This is a genomic window from Bradyrhizobium sp. CB82 (assembly GCF_029714405.1).
GTDB lineage: Bacteria > Pseudomonadota > Alphaproteobacteria > Rhizobiales > Xanthobacteraceae > Bradyrhizobium.
Window position 1 is genome coordinate 8270100 of sequence record NZ_CP121650.1, and the last position, 25597, is coordinate 8295696.

Consider the following 25597-nt stretch of genomic DNA (forward strand, 5'->3'; position numbering starts at 1 on the left):
AATCACTGCCCGGCCTTGAATTCAACGTAGACGCTGAGATGAAGCGTTTTATGGCTCAGTTCGGGAGGCGGGGCCGGATAATTTGCGCTCCTGACGGTGGCGAGTGCCGCCTGATCGAGAAGCGAAGACCCGCTCGATTGCGCCAAGCTGACTGCCGACACGCGTCCATCGAGAAAGTCGAACGTCACGCGCGCGCGACCATGCTGGCCTGAGGCACGCGCCGATGCCGGATAGACCAGCGCACTTTCGACAGCTCGCCGCATTTGGCCTTGAAAGCTCGACATCGCGCTAGCGCTTGGTGCTGTGCTGGCTGCCGCTTGTTGCTGCGCGGCGCGCGGGGACGGCTTGCTGTGGACCTGCTGCGGTGGTTTTGCCGGCTTCGGACGAACGACCGGTGCCTCCGCCTTCGGAGGTGGCGGAGCAGGCTCCGGTGGAGCAACCTCAGTCGGCGGTGGAGGAACCTCCGGGGGCGCTGGAGTAACCTGAGGCTCTTCAGGTACCGGAGGCGTTTCTTCGGGCACCGGCGGAGTTTCCGTGACCATAGGAGGCGGATCCGCCGGAGCTTCGGCCGGCGCAGGTGGAGCAACGACCAGCGAGATCTGCATCGTCGGCGCCGACGAGACGTTTGTGCGCGGGTGTTGTGTGAGCCAGCCCACGACGGCGAGAAAACAGAGGCCCTCCAGCAATAGCGCAGCGGCAAACGAAGCGGGCAGTGCGGAGCGCCCCTGCCGTGGGCAGAAATGATCGGCTGTCGCGATGGTCACAACGATTGCACTCCTACTTGGCGTCCTTCGCGGCCAGCCCCACTTGGACGATGCCAGCCTTGCGACATGCATCCATCACAGCCAGCAGATTCTGCAGCGTGGTGGTGCCTGCTCCGGCAATGGTAACAGCAGCATGCTCGCGGTCCGGCTCCCCCGCCAATTTAGCCGTCAAATCGTCAATGGTTAGCTTTTGACCATCCGTCTCGATACTGCCGTCGGCAAACAACGTGACGACGATCTTCGGGTGGGGCAGATCCTGCGTGGTGCTGCTTTGCGGAAGTTGCGACGCGATTCCCGTCGCCGGGATCATCCGTAAAGTGATCATGATGAAGAACACCAGCAAGAATAGCATGATGTCGATCATCGGGATGATTTCGATGCGGCCCTTCCGCACCTCAAGATAACGCATTGGTTAGGTTCCCGTATTCGCGAGCGGGTGGATGGCGGGCCCATGCGGACGCTTTTCCGCTGAAGCCATACGAGGAGCATCGAGACGGTTGACCATGGAGATCTTCAACGTTTCAAGCTGATGGACGATGAGCCGCGTCCAGTTGTTGAGGCTGTTGAAGCAAACGAGACCGACGATGGCGATGAGTAGACCGCATGCGGTGGCGATCAGAGCCTGGCCGACGCCGCCAGTGATCTGGGTCGGCGCGTTGCCAACATCACCAAGGACCGCGAACGCCTTGACCATGCCGGCGATGGTGCCGAGAAGGCCGAGCAACGGCGCCAGCGTCACGATAGTATCGAGCAGCCACAGCCGGCTGTCCAGCTTGGGGACTTGCCATAGGATTGCCTCCTCCAGCAACTCGGACATCCGATGCGCATCTTTCAGATCGGAATGCTGCAGTGGCACTTCCAGCAAGGCGCGGTGTGGCAGCCGCGGCGAATTCTCGACGAGGTCTGCAAGCGTCTTCCTGTCCAGGTGCGCGAATTGCGCGACAGTAGCTGTGACGCGCTTTCCACGACGGATGGTCCGACCAAGGAACCAGAAGCGATCGATAATTACAGTCAACGCAATTAACAGCAGGACGGCCATAACATAGAGAATGCCGTCTGATTGCGCCGCGAGCTCAGTGAGATGGTCCAGGGTCATGTTTATTCCTTCTGTGTTGATCGTCTGTCTGAACTGCACAGTTCAGACTGGTATAGATATTGCGGCCGATCTGCGTATCGAACAGCGTCGTCGACGTCGTGCCGGAATAGCCACCAAAGTTCTATGATCGAATGACTATCAAGGAAGTTGTCGACGTAAAACTTTGCGGTCACTGCGGCCAAATTAGGCATGGGGGTCTTGACCTTCTAGGTGATGGCCATGGGCATATCGAACTGATTGAATGGTGATAGCGACTGCCTTTCCCCGACATCGCCGAAACGCTGGCCGACCTATTTGTCGGTCGATGCACATCCTTCAGCTCGGACTGGTGCAGCGGCACATCCAGCAAAGCGGGATGTGGCAGTCGCGGCGATTTCTCGACGAGGTCTGCTAGCGTCTTCCGGTCGAGGTGCGCGAATTGCGCGACCGTACTGGTGACGCGTTTTCCACGGCGGATGGTCCGACCGAGAAACCAGAAGCGATTGATAATCACGGTGAGCGCGATTAGCAGCAGGACGGCCATAACATGGAGAATGCCGTCGGAAGGGGCCGCAAGGTCGGTGAGACGATCCAGGGTCATGTTCATTCCTTCTGATGATCTGCTGTCAGAACTGCACAGTCAGGCTGGTATAGATGTTCCGGCCAATCTGCGCGTAGAACAGCGGCGTCACTGACCCGCCGGAATAGCCACCAAAGTCTACGATCGCATGACTGTCGAGGATGTTGTCGATCCCGAATTTTGCCGTCACTGCGGCCAAATTGGGTAGCGGATTCTTGACCTTGTAGGTGATCGCCATGTCAAGCTGATTGAATGGTGACAGCGGCTGCTTTTCTCCGATATCACCGAAGCGCTGGCCGACCCATTTGTCCGTCAGCGAAGCATGCCAATTTCCCTCTTCGTAGATCAGGCCGGCCGCAGCCGTTGCGTTCGGCGCTTTGGCGATCCATTGCCCGGTCTGCTTGTTCCTCGCGCTGTTGAGGCTGCCGTTGGCAAACAGGCTGAAGCCGTTGCCGACGTGAACTGTTCCTTCGGCTTCCACGCCTTGGTAAATCACGCCGCCGGCGTTGAAGTAGTTGGTGATACCGCCGATCGTCTGCGATGCGATCATATTGTCGAAGTCGATGTAGTAGACGTCGCCGGCTAGCGTGAAGGCCTTGCTTTGGTAGGATGTGCCGACCTGATAATTCCAAGTCGTTTGAGGCTGAACATTGGATCCGGAGCTCACAACGGGTGGGATCAAAAAACCTTCCGCGGCCTGCGCGTAGACTGACCAGTTGGCCGACAGCCTGTAATTCGCGGCAAGCGAGGGAAGGACCTTTGCCCAACTCTGAGCGTAGTCGAGTGGTTTTTTCGTGTAAAAATCGACGAGCGATGATTGGCTACGCGCGGAATAGGCATATTTCGCGCCGGTCGTAATCGTCAGGTCGGGCAGCGCTTTCCAGTCTGCCTCGACATAGGGTTGAAAAGTATCCAGCCCGAGGTGCTGGTCGTAGTTGGTGGAGATGTATTTCTGCGCCAACGTCATATCGACGTTGAAGTTACCCCGATAGCTCGGCTGGTGCTCGGCCCATGCCCCGACCTTCACGTCGCCAAAAAACGTGTCCTTGGTCAGCGCGACCACATCGCCATAGGAGCGGGAGTTTACAGGACCGCGGATGCCCGGTACGTCGCTGGCGCCGAAGATCGTACCGAGGCGGGAATTGTCACTGACATCCTTTCCCTGAATCAGCGCTGCGGTGTAATAACCGTAGGTGTAGAGCTTGTTCTCAAGATGCCAGCCCTCACCATAGTCGGACTTTAGGCCGAGGTATTCGAAGTCGGTCTGGAGCCTCCAGCGGTTGTAGCCCGCATAATTCTGTTGGTTTGGGTCGGAGGACAGCCCGTAGTTCGGGCCGTATTTGGCGATCTGGGCGAGCGAGGCACCCTGAAAATAATTTCGCGTTTCATCGTTGTAGATTGATACGAAGGTGAGCATCGTATTGTCACTGAGCGGCTGCTGAATTTTCAGCGCCGCGTTTTCTCGCTCCTTGGCAGTGTTCGTGTAATAGCCGTCGCTCTTTGTGAATTGAGTGTCGAGGAACAGCGACGCGCCGTTTGTTCCTTTGATCTGACCGGAATCAAATTGCAGACCGTAGAGCTGGGTATTGAAGCTGCCGTAGCCCGTCGTCGCCGTTGTAGCCATCGTCGACATTGGAGACTTGGTTTGCAACCCGACCGTGCCGCCGAACGTCGCATCACCCACGGTCGACGCCGTACCCGGGCCGCGGTCAATCGTAACCTGCCCCAGGTCGTTCGTCATGATGAAGGTTCCACTGCGCTGGCTCCCATTGAAGAGCCGAAGCGGGATTCCGTCGAGGGTGGTGTTGAACTGGCCATTTTGAAAGCCACGGATCGAGATGTTCGCGTCATCTCCACCGCTTCCGCTGGGCGAAACCATTACACTTGGCGCGACGCTGATGACCTTATCGAAGTTGCTGGTCGCCGGAATATTGTTCTCGATGTAGTGCCTGTTGATGACCGAGGTCGGCTGGGTCACAGTCAGGGGAGTTGTGGTCGGCGCCTGATAGACAGCCGAATTCACATCGCCCGCAGTATCCGAGGTTTCGACAGTCCCGAGGTCCGTCGTCTGCTGGGCGTGAGCACCTGTCGCCCCAATCACCGGCGGAACACTTGCAGCCAGCCAAAGCGCAGCGTACTGGCGCCTGATCCCCCGCCGGTCTGCGGTACCCGAAACTCGTCGCATCTATACCTCTCCTATTGCAGATTTGAGCAGACATCACCTGCTCATCGTCTGCGCGTTTGGCCCCAATAGTTCTATAATTATAGGTGCGACTAGAAGGTTTTGTGACAATCAAAATATTGCGCATGCTTTTTGTGCTGCTTGCCGGCCTTGCTCATTACCGCTGAGGATGGACTGGTAATCGCTGAGCGAGGCGCGCGTGCCAAGGCAATGGGGAATCTAGCAAATCAGGGCGCGCAAAAACCGCGAAGTCGCGGTAGGGACGCTGGTTTCCCAGCGCCCACCGGGTCGCGGGGGGCGGTCGGCCGCCTCCCGACCGGGTCACCGGAGGCGGTCGCCCGCCCCCGGTCGGGTAGGATCGAGGCGCGTAGCGGGCTTCGAATGATGCCGACGTTTCCTCGATCCCCCCTATCATTCCGTACGGCGGGTTTACCCCGATACGGCTGGAAGGCTGGCTTTCAGGTGGGGCCTTCCCGGCTTCCACGCGAGCTTAAGTCTGCTCCCGACATCCGCGGCGCGTTGGCCAGTTTGCATCCACCCTTCGTACACGTCGTGGTCCAACAGTTATCCCGCACAGTGTCGGGTCGTTGACTCGATCGTGCACCGCCATGAAGTGGGATTACCACTTACCCCAGGGGTCCTCGCTCTTGCTCGAGTTATGTTGTCTCGAGCCGTCATCACTTAATCGACCCCATCCGCCCCACTTGTGGGCACATCGCGATTTCACCGCACGGCGGCTTATACGCGATGTCTTCGCTGTGCGGGAGCGCCGAGGCGACCCACGAGTGGTTCCGAGCTTTCGCTGCACATTGCTTCCTGTCATGCCGCCCTCTCCGACCCCGGGGAGTTCGAACATCGTATCGTCCAAATTCACGATGCCGACATGGTCTTCGCCATGGGAACACTGGCTCGACACTCCCGATATCTCCACAATCCGTTTCACGTGGGCGTTCATTTCGGGGCTGCACGGGTTCACAACTGCTACAGCCTGACAGGTTGCTCGCCTCCCCGGACGGATCTGACCGGAACACGCTTCCAGCCACAGGAGGCTTTTACGTCCAGGCTTTCGACGGAGCGGTCACCCTTACCGTCGCTGGATATAACTACGACATCGATTGGACTCCTATGTCGGCGGGACTTCCACCCGCTGCAATGGCAGCTAGCTTCGCTGCACGTTCCCACAGAACGTGGCGTGCGGATTTCCCGCACCGACGCTCTTCGACGGTTGGTTCACAGCACTGCAAGCGCCTGCAGCTCCCGATAAGGGAGGCGCAGCTTGGGCTTCAGCAACGGTGTCCGTTCTTTGATTTGGTTGAAGGCGTCCCAAGTGAGGCGTCGGCCTGCCCAGCTGCGGCTGCGCAGCATTCCGCGCCAGTAAAGCTCCACTGCCCGATAAACTTTTACGAGGCTCCGGAGATTTCCGGCGACGCCGTAATAGCCATAGTGGCCGCGCAGGACGACGTTGATTTCATCGGCCTGGTCACTGATCTTGTAATGCCGTATTCGCCGCATCAGCTCCTGCAGAGACATAAGGCTGCGCTTTAGCCGAGATTTCTCGGTACAAATCCCAACCTTGAAGTTGCCTCTTTGGTTTCGCGTGCAATAGAGCGTTAGACCCAGAAAGTAGATTGTTTCCGGGCGGTTTCTGCCGCGTATGCCCGCGTATCTTATTGAGGGTCGCCAAGGCGTGATGGGCGCTGATCCTACTCTCGGTGACGCGATATTGGATCGCATCGATGCGCACCGCCTCGAGCTCAAAGGCGACAGCCTGCGCCGGCAGGCCGGCGAAAGGAAAAGCGCGTGATCACCTCCCGCGCGATCGTCCCGCCGGCCCACAGGTCCCTCCCGCGCGCGTCGCTGCGTCGCTCGTGGGGCACTGCGCGCCGCGCACGGGGCCCTCCGATGGACCGCCGGGACGATCTCCAAGCCAGCCCACCAGCCTTGACGAAGAGAGACCATTTCCAGCACACTTTAAAATCGTCAGTCGTGTTCGTCTCCAGTGATCACGATCATGGGAATCCGCGATCAACATCGTCTGGAACACCTGATCACCATCCCTGGAATACGCATTGAAGCTCTCGGCCGATGAGCGGCGGCTGGTTTTGAAGGTGAGCGCGGCGCCGATCGATTGCCTGCTGAGCGACGTAAAGATCGCAGCAGCCGGAGGCCGCCGACGACGGGCGGGCTTTTCCAGTGCCGTACGGCGGCAGGTCCCGGTGCGCACGTTCAAATGACTGGGGATCACCTCCGCCGGGTTACTGCGAGGCGGATCTGGTTGCACATGGCGGCATGTCCGTATCCGGCGCATTTATTCAGACGCTAACAATGGTGGATGTCGCAACGGGGTGGACCGAATGCTTTCCGCTCATCGTGCGTGAGGCAGCTCTTGTGGTCGAGCCTCTCGACCGCGCGCAGAACCTACTTCCTTGGCCTGTTCGTGGGCTAGATTTTGACAACGACACCGCTTTCATGAACGACACGGTCGTATCGTGGTGCCGCTCTCACAATGTCGAAGTAACTCGTTTCAGAGCGTACAAGAAGAACGATCAGGCGTTCGTCGAGCAAAAAAAACGGAGCTATCGTTCGCCGCCTGGTGGGCTACGGGCGGTTTGAAGGCATCGATGCCGCTCGCTCACTAGCTCGCCTGTTTGCCGCGGCACGACTGCACATCAACTCCTTTCAGCCTTCGTCTAAGCTAAAGGAGAAGCACCGCGAAGGCGCCAGGGTGATCAAGCGCTATCTTCCTCCCGCAACGCCATACGAACGAGCGTTGGTCCATCCGAGCCTCGATGAGGCATCCAAACGAAAGCTGCGAGATATCTACCGCACGCTTGACCCGCTGCCATCGCTGGCACAGAGGCACAGATGCACAGATGCGGGACGCTCAAAATGAACTGGGCACGCGCGTTGATCAGCGGGCTGGAAAGCCAGGAGCGACTATCGCGCCGGTGCGGAGCGAGTTGGTGGCTTTTGCCCGAGAACTGGGCGACGGCTGGAAACAGGGCGAGCGGCGAGTCATTCATCGGCGCCGCTATGTTCGGCGCAAGCCTGTGCCACGTCGGCCATCGATGCTCGAGCCCTACATTCCCATCATCGAGGAATGGCTCGCCGCGACACCGCTCTTGTCCGGTCGGTATTCTCTCCCGGCTGGAAGGGCACGCGCCCGGTCGGCTCGGCGGCCGTCACCTGCGTACGGTGCAACGACTGGTGAAGAATTGGCGATCAAAGATAGCTCGATAGTTCATCAGCAGCGAAGAGATCACATTAAGCATCGCCCCACGCTCCTTGTCTGAGGTTCTAATCCCGACAGATGCCTTCGCCTAATCACCGCAAGCCGCTCGCTCGCTACGGCGCTATGGAGGGCGCGCTTCGCGAGTGGCTTGCTCGGACCCGCGGCAAGCGGCTTCCAGAAGAAACGGGGATGCGCTTCGGTAACATTCTTATCTGAGGCAATATGAAGGGGCAGTTTTGCATGGCGCGCGACAGGCTGGTGCTTCACTTCGATATCAGCACGCAAATACTTGCGCTGCGGTCAACTACCAACACTCGTGATTGATCAAAAACACAAAAGCATGTCAATGATTGGATCATCTCCGTCTGGTGGGTCATAGGTCAAAGGAATTCGGCATGCAAAATCAACCTCAATCAGCTATCGCAAACGGCTTCGATCGATGGTTGCGTCGCAACCGTTTCGGTAGGTGGTGCGGCGAGCGTCAATTGCAACGCCGGCCGCGTCACCGAGGGGACTGCGGCACACCTTCAGAGTAGGTGCGTTCTAGGTCGCCGCTCCTCCGCATCTTCTGCAGCGTTGGCTCGGCCACGCCTCACTGGGCACGACCAGTATCTATGCTGACGTATTGGGCGAGGGAGAGCGGCGGTTTGCTGAGCGGATGCGGTCAGCCACCACAATTACCCAACAAGTTATCGAGCAATCCTTAACTCCACCTCTTGAGCGGCGATAGCCAACAACGCACTGCATCTCCGGCCTCCGCCGAATGGATGCTGTCAAGATTCGCCTAATTAGAGTCCGGACCCGAAGAGGAGCTGGGCTTTATCATCGCGACCATTTCTGTCTGCTGTGGCCGCACTCGTGCGCTGACGAAAGGTGACCTCGTGCCGAGTCTCTCCCGACATTCTGTATTCACCGATGAGTCACGATTCCCATAGCCTCTCGCGGATACTCTCAACGCCGCCGTTCACGCGCCAATAGAATACTCATGGCCTGAAATTCCCGGAAAAGGAGCGGTGACCATGGGCAGGACTCATCTGAGTGTTCCCGGGGCGTGAGTGGCGGGCTTCCCTGCTCGCAACGCTGGACAGGCCCAGGAGGTCGCCACCGATCTCCTGCCTCCGGAGGGCTGCTACTCCTTAAACGGTCCCGACTGAATGCGTAAACAAGTTCTGCTCTCGGTACTCCTGTTTGTGTCTTCGTTGGCAGCATCGGTGCTCGCGGCCGAAGGGATTTTGCGGCTCAAGAACAGCTCAATGCAGAACTACGATATCGAGATGTGGCGATATGCGCGGGAGCTAAAGGCTCCAAGCCCGCGACCGGAGCTTGGTCACGATCACATCAAGAATGCCTCTGCGATTCTCCAGTCCGTTGAGATCCGAACAAACGAATGGAAGTTGCGCGGGGGCCCAGTTTTGCCCCGCAATCAGGTCGCCCGTCGCATCTTGTTTCTGGGCGGCTCCATAACGCTTGGCTGGGGGGTGCCCGAAGGTAAAACCATTACGTCCCGCGTCGAGGCCGCGCTGCGTGAGAAGGGCGAAAGTGTCGACGTGCTGAACGGCGGTGTCGGCAACTACAACGCTGAACGATACGTACAGCGCTTTTTCTACGAGCTTAAGGGGTTGGAGCCGACCGATATCGTCGTGCAGTACTTCCTTCGCGATGCTGAGAAGCTCGACCCGACTGCGGGCAATTGGTTCCTGAGGCATAGCGAGCTTGCAGTAACAATTTGGATCGCCATCAACAGACTTCTCAACAAGTCTGGAGAGCGCTCACTCGTTGAACACTATCAAGATGTCTACCGCGATGATCAGCCGGGCTTCATCGAAATGCAACGGCAACTTCGTCGACTGGCCGAATACGCCGACAAGAAGAATATTCGCCTGTACCTGGCCATGACGCCGGATGTTCACAACCTAAAGGATTATCCATTTGGATTTATTCACGACAAGATGCGTTCAATTGCGCAAGCGGATGGATATACATTCGTCGATTTGTTGCCCGTGCTTGGAAAGCTTTCTCCAGAACAAATCTGGGCTATGCCGGGAGACCCGCATCCCAACCCGTTAGGACATAAGTTAATGGCGGAAGGCATTCTTCCCGTTCTCGATCAATAGCCGGGAACCGCGAACGCAATGCTTTTTTCTGATCCGGTCTTTTTCGTCTTCTTCGCTCTCTATTTCAGCGCTCATCTCCTGACGCCGCCGCAGTATCAACTTTATCTTTTGATTTTTGGAAGCACTGGATTCTACGCTTGGTGGAAACCCGAGTACGCATGGCTTCCTTATCTATTAAGTATCATTGCGTGGGGCGGTATGCTTTGGATCGAGCAAGCCAAGGCTCCGGACGTTCGAAAGTGGCGGCTCATCATGGTCCTGGCCGTCCTGTTCACGCCGCTTATAGTCTTCAAATACACTCACTTCCTGATTTACGACGTCGCCGGGGCACTCAGGGCGGCACGACCACGCCGTTTCGATGACGAACTTCGCTTCGCGCTTCCACTTGGCATCTCCTTTGTCACGTTCACGCTCACGGCCTATGCGGTCAACGTGTATCGCGGACTATTTCCGATCGAGAGGCGGCTCACTGCAATTCTCGGCTACGTGTTGTTTTTCCCCCACCTGATCGCCGGCCCTATCCTTCGACCTCACGAACTTCTTCCTCAACTGACGAGAGCCAGAAGAGCGCTCGATGCCCGCTTTACTCTTGGCGCTTCTCTGTTCGTCCTTGGGTTTGCGAAGAAACTTATCTTTGCGGATGCGATTGCCCCATATGTCGATCTCGCTTATGCGCCCGGCGCTCACAGCGCGTATGATTATCTGCTCGCGATATATGGTTTCTCGATGCAGATTTATTGTGATTTCAGCGGATATACCGATATGGCTGTCGGTCTGGCGTATCTCTTGCGCATTCGCCTACCCCGCAACTTCCGATCTCCCTATACGTCAAACTCGATCATCGAGTTCTGGCGCCGATGGCACATCACATTGTCGCACTGGCTGCGCGATTATCTTTACATAGCTCTCGGGGGCAACCGACAGGGCTTTGCCCATCAAATCGCCAATCTGATGATCACCATGCTCATCGGCGGACTTTGGCACGGCGCCAACTGGACGTTCGTTATCTGGGGCGGCCTGCACGGCATCGGCATCAGTATCAATCATTTGTTCAATCGCGCCTGGCCGAAGACCAGGTTACCCGCCTGGCTGGGAATCATCATCACCTTTCACTTTGTCACGATTGCCTGGATCTATTTTCGGGCTCCGAGTCTCACGTCGGCACATGAAGTCCTCGCTGGACCGTTCACCAGTTCATCGACGGGCTTCTGGGCGTTTCTTTTAGAGCACGCTTACCCACTCGTACTTCTCCTGGCATTTCTTGCTGCACACCGATTTGATGACCACGCAAGAGTTCGGCTGGCTGTCAGACGAGCCCAAAAACCTGTCATCTGGGCAATCTTGTTGACGGCATCGGCCCTCGCGATTGCGGTGAGCCAAGGCAGTTCAGCCAAATTTATCTATTTTGACTTCTGAGCTCGAGAACCGGATTTCGGTCTGCTGCCGGCGCCAAACTCCTATATTGCCTGTTTCATTATTCCAAGGACAGACAAAGCCTACCGTGACTAGGACTTTGCTAGCGACTTCGACCGAATAGCTCAGGAAGAAGACAAAAACTTTCTTGCAGTCTTTATGCGTTTGCTTCCCCGAGATAGCGGCGAAATGGACCCTGATCATGAATAAGATAGTTGGTGTCCATTGAGGGTAGACGGTAAGGATTAGAGTTGCGCGTGATATATCGGCTCGCCTTTGGAGGACCACCGTCAGCTTCATCAGCACCCGCCATGCCCATCACCTCGGCCATGCGTGCTGGTTTGCCATCCATATTGTATTGGCTGTTGATTATCCACAGCCGACCAAAGCGATAACGTTTTTTGACCTCCCGTTCCGCTTGGGTACTGAAGCTTGTCCCCGTGTACGCGAAGTCCCGCGGCTTCAACCCCAGTCTCCTTTCGATGGTTTCGTTATTTTGGTCCAGCTCCTCGACAATCTTGGCTCCGGTCGGATCTTGTACACTCAAATCCGACAGGTTTGGATGATTCACGGTATGAGCCCCGATACGCCACCCTGCCTTGAGCAGATCGCCAACTTCGTCCCAGGTCATGAATTGCCGTTCCTCAATCTTCGGGACGGGCCCCCTAGCCTGTACCTCAATTCCGGCTGTATTGATAAACAACGTTGGCCGAAATCCATATCGTTGCATGATGTCGTTGACCTCATATCGCATCGTGATCGTCGGATGGTCAAAGTCGATCATCAATGGTCGCCGAGGCAAGCTGCCTGTTCCCTCGAGCCACTTTTCGAGCTCATCGTAGCCTATCGTCTCACAGTCGAGCTCTCGTGCAATGCTGTAGAGCGCGTCGAACTCGAGCGCGGAAAGTGATCGAAATCCATTTGCTCTTGACCTCGGCACCCTATCGATACCGTGGCTCATAAGAATTGGAATTCTTAGGGAATTGGCGCCCTCTGCGGAGAGGGGAGATTCAAAAACACCGGACGCAAGAAAACCACAAGTCGTTAGCGCACCAGCGATTGTAGTCCGTAGAAAGCACCGTCGGTTCACGGTCATATTACCGCCTCACAATGTCGCAAAATTAACGCGCCCATGGCGATGGCGAGAAAAACCGCTGACGGAGATGTTGGTAGCTTGGTTGCGCGGTATAAGGCGATGCAGCCAGCGCTCTCGCATGACTTGGGAGCGATTCCAGGAGATCACCGCTCTAAATCCTTAAAGTCCGCTCCACTGCATCCCTATCCCAACCATCGTTTTACGCCATAACCCGAGGTAGCAGCCGCATGCGGTAGTTCCGCACGTACGGGGCTGCTAGCAACCCCAGAAATTCCAACTCCCGCTGGCCAAGGTCGGGGAGCACCGCACCTGCAGCCAACGGACTCCAGGTTACTCATACCCCTTTATATAGCCTTTGAAACTGATGTGCTTTTGATCAAGTGGCTGATACGTAAGGGGCTTGGGGTCGAGCCATTGCACGACCTTGTCTTTTATCGAATGAGCGAAGAAATGATTTCCGTTCGGGCTGTAATGGCCGAGGAAGTATTGATTGATGTAATCATCCCAACTCAAATTATACCTCTTAAAATCTCCCAGGTGCACTTCGTTCATATCAATATAGTTCACCTTTTCCCTTACCAAGTAATCGACTATTTCCTGGTCGTACCGCGTACCGTGCTGCCGCAGCTCATTCATGGCGCGGTACGGGTCAATTAACACAACTAGGAGCTGCTTGCCGTTTTGGTTGGCAAATGCCCGAGCCTTGTCCAGGATGAAGCGCGTGGCACGCAGGGAGTACCGATCGAGCAACTTCGTTGCCTGGGCTTGCATGCGTGTCATCGCCGAACCCTTTTCTTTTGTACTACGATACAGGTTTGGAAGAACTTCCGCTGCCTTCGAATCCAGGTCCCAGTCGAAAGGGACGTCAAGTAGAGCAGCGAGTTTTGTTATCTGAGCGCGATTCAATTCGCGGATACGACCATCGCAATACAGCGCGAGCTGAAGAGCTAGATCATCCTTGAGGTGTTCAACTAGCCATTTCGCTTCTGTCATGCGGTACAATGATTCTTTGGTCGGCAGAAGCTGCTCCCTCTCCACCAGCTGTCCCGTGGCCATGTCGATTTCAACGTTGGACCAACAGTTGCCGTGAAACATGCTCCCCTCGTATTTACTGGCCGAAAACCACTCCCGAGTCTGTACCCAGCGCGACCGATACAAACTTCGTATCGAGTCGTCTCCGTAAATATGGAAAATCAAATATTGCGCGCCATGATCCGTTCTCTCTTCACGAATCATTCTGCGATAAGCCTGATAGACCCCAAACCCACCTACCCCAAAGTTGCCGATGGGTTCACCCAGGTGCGCCGCTAGATATTCCTGCCACGTTTCACCATCGCTTACTCCATGGCACTGTGTATAGCTGTCGCCGTAGGTGTTGATGCGCGGCTTTCTGTCGGCGTAGTTAAAGGCGGCGCGAGCGCCATTGGACTGAAAGGTCGAAACTGTCGAGCTACCGTCGATGCCATCCGGCATCAGGCTATTACTCGGAAGGTATCCCACCTCCGGATCGAATCGAGCGAATTGATTTGATTCCGGTCCGCGGATAAATCGCTCGATTACATCGCGCGGAACAACGCTTTTCTCCAGAAAGTCCTCTATGGTCTGGACGCCTTTTTCTCCAGAGTCCGCAGTGGACTTGGAATTCGCCACCTCTTCCCCAGCTTTAACGAGTTCTCCCGATGCGGCCGCCGCAGCACTGGCTGCGTCGGTTTGCATTAGAAATTCACTGCGGGTAGACATCGAACCCTTCCTCCTACCTTAAGATGGACCATTTAACCGGTGACGGCGATCAATGGCCAAAAGAGTCGTTCCGGTGGCCAAAGACAGAGAATATAGACAAGGCCAAGATGGCAGGCAGTTCTATCGGTACCATGATCCGCCATACGATCCCGATCTGACAATCCATCCAAGCGAGCCGCATGGATGATGGCGCATAGGATTGGAAGACCATGGCAACATCGCTCGCCTCCGGCCGCATGCAGTCCGCCTGTTAGCCATCGATAAGCAGACTTCCGTCATCGGCCGCCTCGAGGCCGGCGAGAATCCTCAGCAGAGTGGATTTGCCGCATCCGGTCGGGCCCAAGCGGCATAACGAACTCACCCTCCGCAATGCTCAGCGACACGTCTTCAAGCACGCAGGTCAAGCCAAAGGTCTTGGAAAGGTGCGAGAATTTGACCTTGCCCATGAAAGCAGCTCGCCATTCGTTCTAGAATGCTATACACAATGCCGTCTTTGAAGCGGTGCTACCAGATGACCATGAATGTGATGTGACAGTCAGCCGCTTTGGCAGAGAAGGAGACTTGGATGGCGAGCTCGGGAATGGCGCTGTGGCGCCAGATCGGTGAGACGCCGGCCCCGAGCGCGAAAATTTACTATAGCCGATCAGCGATTGCCGTCGAGTGAAGCGCTGGCGACACGCTTTGGCGTCAGTCGACGCACCATGCTCACGATGATCGGACATCTTCAAACGGAAGGCAGGGTGCGGATCGAACGCGGCCAAGGTTCTTACGCCGTCGTTAATCCGCTTCAGTACAACGTTGGGCCTCATCAGATGATAGATCGCGCCGACCTTCCATGGTATGATGATCGATGGCGTCGATCCCTGGCGCAGGGGCGCAGCGCAGCCCGACCGCCTCGAGCGTGTCGACGAGATCTGCCGGCGCATGCGCAATGACGTGGCCATGATCGCAGCGATCAGATGCACGCCCTAAGAAATGTCCTCGGCCTCCCACCAATGAGCAAACGGCCGAATTGGCTGTCGACAAAGCCAATCGCCTCAGCGTCTCTGGTGCGCCAATTCCGGAATAGTGGGAGGATACGTCTCGCCGAAAGAGAGGATAGCGACATCGGGCCCCAATTTGAGGTCAGATCACGTCGAGGAACGCTGAGGTCAGAAAGGATTGAGATCGCGTGCACCCTGGGGAGTCGGCGCGGGCGTTAGCCCGAGCACAGCCTGGACGCGTTCGAGCATCGCGGCGAGGGTCGCGACTGTCCCGTCAGTTGTCGATGCAAGTCATATCGGCGGGGTCCGGCTTCGTAACAAAGACTTACCTGCCGGTCACCCTTGCCAAGCTTCTTCGCCAGCTTGGCGATTTGATCGGCGCAATTAGGGATGATCCGCAAGTTACGAACTTCCCCGCCGCGCATCGCTTCGGCCACTGCAACCGAAATCGTCGCCTCGTGCACATCCAGCCCCGCGAAAATGCTATCGTTCATCAGGCCCGCTCCCCATGCTTGAGACTCGGCGCCGGACCATCCGGCAACCCTCGATAGGAGCTTGCCGCGGGGCGGGCCACCCGTCACCTCAGGGGGCAAACATAAGGCCTAGGCATCGAAGTGATCGCGCGCGATCGTGCCGTCATTTATTCTGAGGGTGCCCGTGGTGCTGCTGCAACGCAGGTCGCCGTCCCTTTTTCATCTTCTCCAAACTGATGAGCGACACGCTGCGTCCTGCTGTTGTTGTCGGGTTTGCAACAGCGATCTGCGGCCATGGCGGAGGTATAACAACGTTCAGATGGGCAGTGCGCGCACGCGATCTGCTTTCAGATGCACCGATTCGTCCTCTAACGCAGTATTGGCACAAACATTGCTGGCCCTTGGCCGGGAGCAGTCAACGGCAACAGGGGGCTCTGGGGAAGCAAGAGTTTCGCCACCCTCACAATGTGGCGGAAATCAGGGGCTGCCGCGCTGCCCATTCTTTTGAGCCACGACATAGCGGGGGCGTATCATGAGAGTCCGGGCCAAGCTGCCGTCCAACCGACGCTTCGGCCTCACATTCTGCGCCGTATTCCTTGCGTTGGGCGCATATGCGGCCGTCAAGAGACACGTCCCCGTCGCTTACGTGTCGCTCTTTGCGATCAGCGTCGCATTCGCCGGCACAGCATTGGCCGTTCCACGAATTCTCGCGCCCCTCAACCTACTCTGGTTCTACTTCGGCGAGCTGCTAGGGCGGGTAGTCAGCCCGCTCGTTCTGGGCATCATTTATTTCGGGCTTCTAGTGCCGATCGCCCTCGTCGCTCGCTTGCGGGGGCGCGATGAGCTTCATTTGAAGCGACGACCGGTCGCGAGCTACTGGATCAGTCGTAACCCGCCAGGTCCGACAGGTCACTCCTTCACACGCCAATTTTGAGGCGCATATGTATCTCTTCATCGCGGAACTCTGGGCTTTCATGCGAGTTCGCAAAAAACTGTGGCTCGCCCCCCTAATTGTTCTCATGGTTATCATAGCTGCTCTGCTCGTTCTGGCGCAAGGTTCCGTCATTTCGCCGTTCGTTTACGCGCTGTTTTGACAGATGAATATCTTGGGCATCTCAGCTTACTACCATGACGCTGCCGCCTGTCTCGTCTCAGACGGCGAGCTAGTGGCTGCCGCGCAAGAAGAGCGCTTTACGCGGAAAAAACACGATCCGGGCTTTCCAGCCTATGCGGCTCGTTACTGTCTCCGCGCCGGAGAGCTATGTCCGGCCGACATCGACTATGTAGTTTTCTACGACAAACCCTTTAGCAAGTTCGAGCGGATATTTGAAACCTATCTAGCTTTTGCGCCAAAGGGATTTAAGAGCTTCGCGATGTCAATGCCGGTTTGGCTAAAGGACAAGCTGTTTCAAAGAACGCTGATTACAGACGCCCTGAATGAACAGCTTGGGAGTGACATTGATTGGTCGAGTCGACTCCGCTTTTCAGAGCACCATCTCAGCCACGCCGCATCAGCTTTCTTCCCATCGCCATTTCACGAAGCCGCAGTGTTAACGATGGATGGCGTCGGAGAGTGGACGACAACCTCTCTTGCGATCGGTAAGGGAAAGGCACTATCGGTCTACAGGGAGATCCACTTTCCACATTCACTTGGTCTGCTGTACTCAGCGTTCACCTACTACACCGGCTTCAAGGTGAACTCCGGTGAGTACAAGGTAATGGGACTGGCGCCCTACGGCGAGCCTAAGTATGTGCATCTGATAAAGGAGCATTTGATCAACATCAAGGAGGATGGGTCATTCCACCTGGACATGAGCTTCTTTGATTACTGTACCGGACTAACGATGACCAATAATCGGTTCGACACGCTATTTGGTGGTCCGGCCCGACGCCCGGAAAGTCGGTTGACGCAGAGGGAGATGGATCTAGCCGCCTCCATTCAGGCCGTTACTGAGGAGGTCGTCCTAAAGCTTGCAAGAGAAATCCGGGCCACAACCGGTCAGAGACAACTCTGCCTCGCAGGAGGAGTAGCGCTTAATTGTGTTGCAAACGGAACGCTCCTGCGTGAAGAGCTCTTCGATAACATCTGGATTCAGCCGGCTGCCGGCGACGCCGGTGGCGCAGTGGGGGCCGCACTCGCCGCCTACCATCTCATGCTTGAAAAGCCCAGGAGCATCCGTCCGGGCGATGGCATGCACGGCGCGTATCTCGGACCAGAGTTCAGCCAGTGCGAAATCGAGGAGAGTCTGAGAAAGGCCGGCGCCGTATTCACGACCCAATCAGACGAAGCACTGATTAACAATGTCGCATATGCTCTCGTCGACGGTAAGGCGGTTGGGTGGATGCAGGGTCGGATGGAGTTCGGTCCGCGAGCGCTCGGCAGCCGCTCCATCATTGCTGACCCTCGCTCACCGACTGTTCAGAAGCAGCTAAATCTCAAGGTGAAGTTTCGAGAGTCCTTCCGCCCATTTGCTCCGAGTGTTCTGCGAGAGGACGTGTCGCAATGGTTTCAGCTGGATTCCGACAGCCCATATATGCTCCTTGTGGCCGACGTGATGAGCACGAAGCAGTTGCCGATATCAGAAAAGCAAAAGCAGCTCTTCGGCATCGATAAATTGAACGTCGCGCGTTCGGAAATTCCAGCCGTCACACACGTTGACTACTCCGCGCGCGTGCAGACTGTGCATCGCACGACCAATCCGCGATTTCATACATTGATATCGAAGTTCAAGGAGCTAACCGGGTGCCCCGTTCTTGTGAATACTTCGTTCAACGTGCGAGGAGAACCGATCGTTTGCACTCCAGAGGATGCGTTCCGCTGTTTCATGGGAACGGAAATTGAACTGCTTGTCGTCGGCAATTCGCTCTTGCGTAAAGAAGACCAGAGCAGGGCGTTAATGAAGGACTATCGTAGTTGCTATGAACTCGATTAGAGGCGTTCAAGCTGCCTCGCGGGCACCGTTACTTCTATCTTTCTCGTCACAGGAAGCGCATTCCGAGGAAGCCATTCACATGGATGTAAAAACCAAAACCGCAATCTTCGGAATACCGTCAACAGCCGTTAGCGTGGCTGCCGGCCTGCTAAAACTCGACGCGCGTTGATGGAGACAGAAATGTGGCGTTACGCCCAAAACCTGAAAAGGGTTAGTGACACACCCGGCGTGACTCAGTAATCCCGAAGACATTCGAGTGTCTGTAAGCTGAACAAGTTTCCTCCCGCGGAAAATACCTATGGAAGCAAATGATGCGCTACTGAGAACATCCGCAGCAAAGAAGAGGGTTGTTCGCTTAGCCGCCCTATTGAACGGAATATGGGTAATCCTTGGCGTTGCTCTTCTTTTAATGACGACTCTGGAAGTGTCGCTGACCTCCTACTACGAGAGAGTTGACAAAAAAGAAATTCAAAGTGCCCTTAAGGCTGCAGCCAATTCTGGCGCATATGCAAATGCCGACTTAGCGGAGGGGTATTTGAAAGAACTCGTCGATGCCGTGCATAAGCCGTGGGCTGCATATACGCAATCACGGCAAGCAGACTACACGGGCAAATTTGTCAATGTAAATGACGGTATCAGAAGCACGTGGAATTCCGAGGCAATCAACAATGATAAGAGTACCAAGCTGAAAATATTCTTTTTTGGCGGGTCTACTTTGTGGGGGGGTGGATCTAGCGACGACTTCACCATTCCCTCTCTTGTCGCGAAAAAGTTAGCTGAAGATGGAATCAGCGCTAACGTCACAAATTATGCAGTAAGGGGGGATGTAACTACTCAAAGTTTGATTCGCTTCGTTCTCGAGTTGAGAAGGCAGAATATTCCCGATTTGGTCGTGTTTTACGGCGGGTTGGTTGACGCTGTCTCCGCATGTTATGAAGGAAAACCGGGTGTTCCACTTGGCAGCTCAAACCTCGAAAGAATCTCTTCTGAGAAAGAGGCAAAAGCGCGCATAAGTATAAAGCTAGAAAACTGGGCGCTGATAAGACTGCTCGCTGGCAAAAAGCAATTCGTAGGGTGCTTGAAAAACTTAGACGTGCTGTCGGATGGAGCGCTAGATGTCTATTTAGGGAATGTTCGGCTTATAGAGGCGATTTCACGGAGCTTATCCTATAAAACATTATTCTACCTTGAGCCCCAGTTGTCCGATAAAACACACAGGACAAAATATGAAGAGGATCAGCTTTTAAAATCAGAGAAACGGTTTCCAGGATACAACGATCTTCACTCTCTGATGAGAAGCAATTTGGTCAAGAGAGAGTTTGAGAGTTTGGGGAAAAACGTGATTCATGATTTGCGTAATATCTTTTCCGATGTTGCCAGCCCGGTCTACATGGACAGCGGGCATTATGGCGAGGACGGAAATGACCGGATATCTCGGAAAATTTCAGCCGACATATTGGCACTATATTCCTCCGCGAAGTGAACGACACTGGTCGCTGTAGGGACACTGGCTTCCCCGGTCGCGGGAGGCGGAGCGACCGCCTCCCGCGACCGGGTTGGCGCCGGGAAACGAGCGTCCCTATCGCGACTCGAATAGGCCTGTCTTTAGAGTTTTGCCGAGCGCCGGAGTACGTTGCTGGGCGTGCTCGCATCATTTTGGGAGCAGAGCGCTGATATCTTTGGCAAGGCGATCGAGCGCCGGAACTGGAAGTTGACGAAGTCTCATGACCTCGCCCACACGATCCTCAATCATCATATCAATCTGGCCAGCGTTCTCTCCGGGGAAGGCATACCAGCCTCGACTACGCGGGATGGAACGCAGCGCCGCCTGCATAGTTGGGTGCGCCGCATAGTAGTCCGCGAGGGACCCCGGTTGCGCGATCGCAGCTTCGTTGGCGGGAACATAGCCGGTCGCCGTTGCGACCACAGTTTGTCCCTCTACGCCGGTTACAAATTTCATGAAGCGCCATGCAAGGGCTTGGCGGGCCGGGTCGGTCGTATGCATGACGGCCGTTATGCCGGCCGTAGGAAGCGACGCATCGCTTTCAATCACTGGCAGCGGGGCCGTTCCGATTTCGAACCGCCCGGCCACTTCGTTTTCAAATGATGCGAGGCTGCTGCTCGAATCTAGCAGGATCGCGATCCGGCCTCCTGTAAACGCTTGCCGCGATTGCGATTTGGTCATGTCGACCTTCGCTTGTCCGGCGAGACCGATGCGACGTAGCAACTCCATCGCCTTTTGGCCGGCACCCTCCGTGAACGTGACCCGAGAGTCGTCGGAATTCATCATGAATCCGCCGAAGCAGCCCACCATCCCTTGGAACATGAATGAGTTGTATTCGGAGAAGATTCCGAGGACCTGGCTATTTTCTGACTGGATACGTGCTGCAACATCCAGGACGCCATCCCAATTGGCAGGGAGAGAACCAGCCCCCTCCTGAACCTTCGAGACGAGAGCTTTGTTGTAAAAGACAATAGGAAAGGACATCCCGACGCCCAGACCGTAAGTCGTGTTGCCGATGCGGCCGACGGATGCTACCGAAGGGGAGTAGAGTTGTGGATTCCACGCAGGATCGGCATTCATAAAACGGTCCAGCGGTATCAGCACATTGCGGTCGGCAAGTAGGCGGAGATAGTTGGACCCCTGAAAAGAGACGTCGGGCAAGTCGCCGAAGATTGCCATTCGCAGAGTCTGCCGCATGATCGCGGGCTGGTCGATCTGTGAGACGTCAAGTCCGATGCGAACGTCGGGGTTCTCTCTCTCGAACGCTGATGCCAGGGCGCGAAAGGCTTTTGAAAATGTCGAAGGCACCGCGGAAACGCGCAAGACGTTGGAATTGGCATATGCAGCGTTTCCGATCAAAACGGCAACAAGGACTACCGCAGCAAGCGAGCAACGCAGATTCATGATCTTCATAGCTCTCATTTGACGCTTCCGGCCGTGAGTCCGTCGATAAACCAACGCTGCGCGGCAAAAAAGCAAATGACCAGCGGTGCGACAACCAGACTAGCCCCTGCCATCAAGGGTCCGTAATCATTGCCGGTTTCCGCATTGGCGAAGGTGACGATGCCGAGTGACGGAGGCATGAACTCTTGAGAGTGCACTACGAGGAGTGGCCAGAAGAGATCGTTCCAGTGGCTGACGACCGAGACAATCGAAAAGGCGATGACTGCAGGAAGCGACATGGGCAGCATGATCCGCCACACGATGCTTAGCTCCGAAAGGCCATCCAGGCGCGCGGCATGGATGATGTCGTCAGGGATGGACATAAAGAACTGGCGGAACAGGAAGATGCCGAAGGGTGAGACGACAAACGGGAAGATCAACGCGGCATAAGTGTTCAGAATTCCAAGCCAGTAGCAGAGAATGAACAGCGGCAATGCCAACACCTGATGCGGGATAAGCAGACCAATCAGCACAAGCCCGAAGAAGGCTTGGCGACCGGCGAAACGAATTTTCGCAAGCGCATAGGCCGCTGGCGCGCAAATGATGATTTGCAGCAGAAGGATCGCCGCGCATACGATCACTCCGTTCAGCATGAATCTTGGCAAAGGCGCCGCGGTGAGCGCCTTGGTGTAATTCTCCACCGCGAACCAATGCTCCGGCAGCAATGTGAAGCTCGACGAGAAGAGTTCGGCCGGCGGCTTCAACGACAAACTCACCATCCAGACAAAGGGTGCAAGGACGAGCGAGCCAGTCGTGAGCAGTATGGCGTGGCGAAGCGCGCCAGCCAGAATTTTCACATGTGAGGTCATTGGTGGGGCGCCCGGGTGTTCACGACACGCGTCTGAAGCATTGCAAGCGCGATAACAATCAACAGAAAGATGACGGCGATAGCGGCTCCGTAGCCGGTCCTGAAATACTCGAAACTCTCCCGGTACAGCGCGTACAACAGCATGACGGATGCGTTGTCAGGCCCTCCCCGCGTCAGAATCTGGACGGTGTCGAAGGTCGCGAAAGCGCGCAGTGTCACGACGATGAGCACGAAGAGGGAGACCGGAGCTAGCGACGGAAGTGTCACGACCCGCAAGCGATCCAGCACCCCATCGGCGCCGTCGATATCGGCGGCATCATAGAGATCCTGCGGAATGTTTTTAAGGCCCGCGAGGAACAGCACCAGCGCCAAGCCAAGGCTTTGCCAAGTGCCAATGACGGCCAGGATGGGCAAAACGGTCGACTCGCTTCGCAACCAGTTGGCAGTCGGCAAACCAACAGCCGCAAATAGCTGGTTGACTAAACCGATGGTCGGATGCAGCAGCGCCTCCCACACGATTGCCATGGCGGCAAGCGAGGTCATAAACGGCAAGAAGTGGATCGCGCGATAGAAGGCGCGCAGGGTCTTACCGCTCTCGATCAGGAGCGCCAGGGACAGCCCGAGAACCAGCGTGCTTGGCACAACCATAAGGACGTAAGCGGCCGTATTGAAGAGTGCCGCACGGAACGCTGGATCGGCGAGCAGACTGGTGAAATTCGCTGCGCCAATGAACGACAGCGTCTTTGCCCCAAGATGCCAGTCGGTCGCAGCGATCGCGAGCACGGCGCCCGCCGGCAGGATGAAGAGCAGAAGAATGAAGACCAAAGCCGGCCCGACCAGGACATAGCCGGCAAGCCTCTCCGTAGATCCCGTTTCGACCCGCAACTGCCGGTCGACAATGGCTGGCTGTTCCGACGTCACCCCGCGCAGCTCCGAAGCTGCGTAAACTGACCATCGCCCTCGGAAAGCCGGCGCCCATCAGCGGAAAACAGCAACGCCTGCTCACGCCGAACCCGGAGATGCACGGCTTGGTCGGATTGAAGGCTTGATGCGAGTTCGACCGGAAGGCGCGCAACAAAAGGCTCGCTCGAGCCCGGGATGTCCACGTGAGCAAACAGATCGGCGCCAACATGCTCGACATAGCACAGCCTTCCCGTCAATGTGTTCAGGCCAGCCCGCTCGGCAAACTGCAGCGACTCCGGACGAATACCGAGCGTGACACAGTTTCCGCCGTCCAGCTTGCTGTCAAGCGCAAGAGTAGACCCCGCAACGGCCAAAAGCCCCTCACCTCTCGGTGTGGCCTCGAGCAGGTTGATCTTGGGCGCGCCGATCAATTCGGCCACGCGCCGATCGGCGGGACAGGCGTAGATCTGCTCTGGCGACGCCACTTGCGCCAGTTGACCGTCTAGCATGACCGCGATGCGATCGGACAGGGTCATGGCTTCCGTCTGATCGTGGGTCACATAGACGAAGGTTACGCCCAGACGACGATGCAGCTCCTTGATTTCACCACGCATCTGGACGCGCAACTTTGCGTCAAGATTGGAGAGCGGCTCGTCCATCAGAAAGACTGCGGGATGACGAACCATGGCGCGCCCGACGGCCACGCGTTGGCGCTGACCGCCGGAAAGTTGGCCGGGCTTGCGCGCGAGGAGATGGTCGATTCCGAGCGCCTTCGCGGTGCGCGCCACTTCGGTCTTGATCTCGGCGCTCACCGAGCGGGCCCTTGGGAGCAGAGCGCCTATGACAGGAAGCCGCTGCCAGGCCGAAAGTCGGCGCATCCTCAGAGGCAGCGCCATATTTTCCGAGACTGTCAAATGCGGGTAGAGGGCGTATGACTGAAACACCATGGCGACATCGCGCCGTTTGGGACGAAGGTGATCGACCTTGACGCCGGCGACCTCAATAGTCCCGCAATCCTGCCGCTCAAGTCCGGCGATGATCCTTAGAAGAGTGGATTTACCGCAGCCCGACGGGCCGAGAAGAGTCAAGAACTCTCCGTCGCGGACGTCGAGCGAGATCCCATCGAGGATGAGAGCGGAGCCGAATGATTTAGAAATTCCGCGAACGGATACGCCTGCCAAAGGATCCCCTCATCATTTGGTCTTCGCTATGCTATTAGTTATAGAACCATTGCCACATGACTGTTTGATGACGAAACTTGTCCTGCTCAAAAGACCGAATGTTCTAAAACGTATAGATCGGATCTTTGGGTGCTACGCAGAGTGATCAGGATTGGCAGGAGAGGTCTGTTGAGCAAATGCCCAAGAGCCAAGGCCGGCCGGAGCCTTCAATCTGGCCTAGCTCGCTGATGATACTGGAAGCTCCGGCAGAAAAGGAGAAACCGCGACTGAAGCCAACCTCGGCGAGAGCTTGAGGCACGCGCCGCCCAGGCTGGGCCAGCCAGGGTTCGGCCGAGCGGACACGAGCCTGTCAATTGCGAGGCGTCAGATGTCCACGAGTAAGCTCACGCGGCCGGCGCTGTAGCAGCTTTCAGCGTATACGACCGGAGTCTCTTTGCTGTCGACCTGAACAACTTCTGTTACTAGAACGTAAGCGCTCACCGGCATTTTCAGATTCGTTGCCTCTTCGCGGCTCGGAGGTCGCGCACGAATTCGAATGGTTTTGCGCCGAAAATCCTTCACGCCAATAGATTTAAAGATCTTGCCGAAAGAAAAGTCCTCCGTTGGCCCCTTACCGACGGCCTGGAAAGCTTCCTCGACGCCTGGCATGCGCTGCACTGGAAAATAGTTGTAGTTGTAGTTGACCGGGAATCCATCGGCTTCGCCCAACAGGGTCACAAAGAAAACCGGGCTGCCGGGCTTAATTTGGAGTGCTGTCGCGATCTCCAGCGTGGCGCGAACTCTTTCCATCCCGATCACCGTGCGCGCAGGCGTCCGATTACCGTCGCGGAGATTCTGCTCGAACCAACTTCTAGCACCGAGTCGCAATTCAATGGGGTTTACGACGGCGTAAGCGCCCCGCGCGCGCTCGATCCTTAGATAGCCCTCCGCTTCCAATTGCGCGATGGCCTTCAGCACCGTGTGTCGGTTGACGTCGAAACGAGCCGCTAGCGATTCGCTCGAAGGTAGGCGCTCGCCCGCCGCAAAGGTCCCACTTGCAATATCCTCGGCGAGCGCGTCACTGACTTGACGCCATATAGTGATACCCGCTCGCTCAATCCGGTTTGAGTTTTCCTTCACCACTGTGACATTCCCTAAGTGTGTCCGCAACGTACTTGTAGACTGTTTTGGGAA

The 25597-nt window shown here is 56.4% G+C and carries 21 protein-coding genes; 7 read left to right on the forward strand and 14 right to left on the reverse strand.

From position 1 onward, the window contains the following. Positions 1 to 2 precede the first annotated feature (2 nt). The 5 genes from QA640_RS39480 to QA640_RS39500 all read right to left on the reverse strand — a co-directional run bounded on the left by QA640_RS39480 (position 3) and on the right by QA640_RS39500 (position 6131). Complete coding sequence (locus QA640_RS39480) at positions 3 to 263, reverse strand: energy transducer TonB (protein WP_283038024.1); 261 nt, start codon at positions 261 to 263, stop codon at positions 3 to 5. Positions 264 to 777: 514 nt separating this feature from the next. Then, a complete protein-coding gene (locus tag QA640_RS39485) occupies positions 778 to 1173 on the reverse strand; it encodes a biopolymer transporter ExbD (protein WP_283038025.1) in 396 nt (131 codons plus the stop codon). 3 nt (positions 1174 to 1176) lie between these two features. Then, positions 1177 to 1860, reverse strand: coding sequence for a MotA/TolQ/ExbB proton channel family protein (locus QA640_RS39490; RefSeq protein ID WP_283038026.1), 684 nt, complete (start codon positions 1858 to 1860; stop codon positions 1177 to 1179). Positions 1861 to 2465: 605 nt separating this feature from the next. Further along, positions 2466 to 4604 (reverse strand): TonB-dependent receptor, encoded by a 2139-nt coding sequence (locus QA640_RS39495; RefSeq protein WP_283038027.1) that lies wholly within the window; start codon positions 4602 to 4604, stop codon positions 2466 to 2468. A 1227-nt stretch (positions 4605 to 5831) separates the two neighbouring features. Further along, entirely contained in the window at positions 5832 to 6131 is a 300-nt protein-coding gene (locus tag QA640_RS39500) for a hypothetical protein (RefSeq protein WP_283038028.1), read from the reverse strand. 539 nt (positions 6132 to 6670) lie between these two features. Here QA640_RS39500 and QA640_RS39505 point away from each other — a divergent pair. From QA640_RS39505 to QA640_RS39520, 4 genes are all read left to right on the forward strand, one after another. Continuing rightward, complete coding sequence (locus QA640_RS39505) at positions 6671 to 6835, forward strand: hypothetical protein (protein WP_283038029.1); 165 nt, start codon at positions 6671 to 6673, stop codon at positions 6833 to 6835. A gap of 55 nt (positions 6836 to 6890) precedes the next feature. Continuing rightward, positions 6891 to 7214: a transposase family protein gene (locus tag QA640_RS39510; RefSeq protein WP_283038030.1), complete on the forward strand. Its 324-nt coding sequence runs from the start codon at positions 6891 to 6893 to the stop codon at positions 7212 to 7214. Between the two features lie 1773 nt (positions 7215 to 8987). Then, positions 8988 to 9947 (forward strand): GDSL-type esterase/lipase family protein, encoded by a 960-nt coding sequence (locus QA640_RS39515; RefSeq protein ID WP_283038031.1) that lies wholly within the window; start codon positions 8988 to 8990, stop codon positions 9945 to 9947. Positions 9948 to 9965: 18 nt separating this feature from the next. Continuing rightward, on the forward strand, positions 9966 to 11363 hold the full coding sequence (locus QA640_RS39520; protein WP_283038032.1) for an MBOAT family O-acyltransferase: 1398 nt from the start codon (positions 9966 to 9968) through the stop codon (positions 11361 to 11363). A gap of 154 nt (positions 11364 to 11517) precedes the next feature. Here QA640_RS39520 and QA640_RS39525 read toward each other — a convergent pair whose 3' ends face one another. The 4 genes from QA640_RS39525 to QA640_RS39540 all read right to left on the reverse strand — a co-directional run bounded on the left by QA640_RS39525 (position 11518) and on the right by QA640_RS39540 (position 15673). Continuing rightward, positions 11518 to 12144, reverse strand: coding sequence for a polysaccharide deacetylase family protein (locus QA640_RS39525; RefSeq protein ID WP_283038033.1), 627 nt, complete (start codon positions 12142 to 12144; stop codon positions 11518 to 11520). A gap of 642 nt (positions 12145 to 12786) precedes the next feature. Continuing rightward, positions 12787 to 14196 carry a hypothetical protein gene (locus QA640_RS39530; RefSeq protein ID WP_283038034.1) on the reverse strand — a complete coding sequence of 470 codons (1410 nt, stop codon included), beginning with the start codon at positions 14194 to 14196 and terminating at the stop codon, positions 12787 to 12789. Between the two features lie 250 nt (positions 14197 to 14446). Further along, on the reverse strand, positions 14447 to 14557 hold the full coding sequence (locus QA640_RS39535) for an ATP-binding cassette domain-containing protein (protein ID WP_283038035.1): 111 nt from the start codon (positions 14555 to 14557) through the stop codon (positions 14447 to 14449). A gap of 837 nt (positions 14558 to 15394) precedes the next feature. Beyond that, on the reverse strand, positions 15395 to 15673 hold the full coding sequence (locus QA640_RS39540) for a hypothetical protein (protein WP_283038036.1): 279 nt from the start codon (positions 15671 to 15673) through the stop codon (positions 15395 to 15397). Between the two features lie 920 nt (positions 15674 to 16593). Between QA640_RS39540 and QA640_RS39545 the strand changes: the two genes are divergently transcribed. The 3 genes from QA640_RS39545 (at position 16594) to QA640_RS39555 (ending at position 20068) form a co-directional block, all read left to right on the forward strand. Then, a complete protein-coding gene (locus tag QA640_RS39545; RefSeq protein ID WP_283038037.1) occupies positions 16594 to 16746 on the forward strand; it encodes a DUF5989 family protein in 153 nt (50 codons plus the stop codon). A gap of 3 nt (positions 16747 to 16749) precedes the next feature. Continuing rightward, a complete protein-coding gene (locus QA640_RS39550; protein WP_283038038.1) occupies positions 16750 to 18585 on the forward strand; it encodes a carbamoyltransferase in 1836 nt (611 codons plus the stop codon). Positions 18586 to 18883: 298 nt separating this feature from the next. Then, positions 18884 to 20068 (forward strand): SGNH/GDSL hydrolase family protein, encoded by a 1185-nt coding sequence (locus QA640_RS39555; RefSeq protein ID WP_283038039.1) that lies wholly within the window; start codon positions 18884 to 18886, stop codon positions 20066 to 20068. Between the two features lie 168 nt (positions 20069 to 20236). On the opposite strand, the gene QA640_RS39560 is transcribed toward QA640_RS39555, so the two are convergent. The 5 genes from QA640_RS39560 to phnF all read right to left on the reverse strand — a co-directional run bounded on the left by QA640_RS39560 (position 20237) and on the right by phnF (position 25546). Beyond that, the gene (locus QA640_RS39560; protein WP_283038040.1) at positions 20237 to 21502 is read right to left on the reverse strand and encodes an extracellular solute-binding protein; all 1266 of its coding nucleotides are present in this window, start codon (positions 21500 to 21502) and stop codon (positions 20237 to 20239) included. A 5-nt stretch (positions 21503 to 21507) separates the two neighbouring features. Continuing rightward, positions 21508 to 22341 carry a carbohydrate ABC transporter permease gene (locus QA640_RS39565; RefSeq protein WP_283038041.1) on the reverse strand — a complete coding sequence of 278 codons (834 nt, stop codon included), beginning with the start codon at positions 22339 to 22341 and terminating at the stop codon, positions 21508 to 21510. Then, positions 22338 to 23261, reverse strand: coding sequence for a sugar ABC transporter permease (locus tag QA640_RS39570; protein ID WP_283038042.1), 924 nt, complete (start codon positions 23259 to 23261; stop codon positions 22338 to 22340). The genes QA640_RS39565 and QA640_RS39570 overlap by 4 nt, the downstream gene beginning before the upstream one ends. Beyond that, positions 23258 to 24424 (reverse strand): ABC transporter ATP-binding protein, encoded by a 1167-nt coding sequence (locus QA640_RS39575; protein WP_283038043.1) that lies wholly within the window; start codon positions 24422 to 24424, stop codon positions 23258 to 23260. Before QA640_RS39575 ends, QA640_RS39570 begins: the two co-directional genes overlap by 4 nt. A 363-nt stretch (positions 24425 to 24787) precedes the next feature. Continuing rightward, on the reverse strand, positions 24788 to 25546 hold the full coding sequence (gene phnF / locus QA640_RS39580; protein ID WP_283038044.1) for a phosphonate metabolism transcriptional regulator PhnF: 759 nt from the start codon (positions 25544 to 25546) through the stop codon (positions 24788 to 24790). Positions 25547 to 25597 lie beyond the last annotated feature (51 nt).

What these genes read in the sequence shown, in the direction of transcription:
- QA640_RS39480 (WP_283038024.1), bottom strand. Translation starts at nt 263, where the DNA reads ATGCGGCGAGCTGTCGAAAGTGCGCTGGTCTATCCGGCATCGGCGCGT.
- QA640_RS39485 (WP_283038025.1), bottom strand. Translation starts at nt 1,173, where the DNA reads ATGCGTTATCTTGAGGTGCGGAAGGGCCGCATCGAAATCATCCCGATG.
- QA640_RS39490 (WP_283038026.1), bottom strand. Translation starts at nt 1,860, where the DNA reads ATGACCCTGGACCATCTCACTGAGCTCGCGGCGCAATCAGACGGCATT.
- QA640_RS39495 (WP_283038027.1), bottom strand. Translation starts at nt 4,604, where the DNA reads ATGCGACGAGTTTCGGGTACCGCAGACCGGCGGGGGATCAGGCGCCAG.
- QA640_RS39500 (WP_283038028.1), bottom strand. Translation starts at nt 6,131, where the DNA reads ATGTCTCTGCAGGAGCTGATGCGGCGAATACGGCATTACAAGATCAGT.
- QA640_RS39510 (WP_283038030.1), top strand. Translation starts at nt 6,891, where the DNA reads ATGTCCGTATCCGGCGCATTTATTCAGACGCTAACAATGGTGGATGTC.
- QA640_RS39515 (WP_283038031.1), top strand. Translation starts at nt 8,988, where the DNA reads ATGCGTAAACAAGTTCTGCTCTCGGTACTCCTGTTTGTGTCTTCGTTG.
- QA640_RS39520 (WP_283038032.1), top strand. Translation starts at nt 9,966, where the DNA reads ATGCTTTTTTCTGATCCGGTCTTTTTCGTCTTCTTCGCTCTCTATTTC.
- QA640_RS39525 (WP_283038033.1), bottom strand. Translation starts at nt 12,144, where the DNA reads ATGATCGACTTTGACCATCCGACGATCACGATGCGATATGAGGTCAAC.
- QA640_RS39530 (WP_283038034.1), bottom strand. Translation starts at nt 14,196, where the DNA reads ATGTCTACCCGCAGTGAATTTCTAATGCAAACCGACGCAGCCAGTGCT.
- QA640_RS39540 (WP_283038036.1), bottom strand. Translation starts at nt 15,673, where the DNA reads ATGAACGATAGCATTTTCGCGGGGCTGGATGTGCACGAGGCGACGATT.
- QA640_RS39545 (WP_283038037.1), top strand. Translation starts at nt 16,594, where the DNA reads ATGTATCTCTTCATCGCGGAACTCTGGGCTTTCATGCGAGTTCGCAAA.
- QA640_RS39550 (WP_283038038.1), top strand. Translation starts at nt 16,750, where the DNA reads ATGAATATCTTGGGCATCTCAGCTTACTACCATGACGCTGCCGCCTGT.
- QA640_RS39555 (WP_283038039.1), top strand. Translation starts at nt 18,884, where the DNA reads ATGGAAGCAAATGATGCGCTACTGAGAACATCCGCAGCAAAGAAGAGG.
- QA640_RS39560 (WP_283038040.1), bottom strand. Translation starts at nt 21,502, where the DNA reads ATGAAGATCATGAATCTGCGTTGCTCGCTTGCTGCGGTAGTCCTTGTT.
- QA640_RS39565 (WP_283038041.1), bottom strand. Translation starts at nt 22,341, where the DNA reads ATGACCTCACATGTGAAAATTCTGGCTGGCGCGCTTCGCCACGCCATA.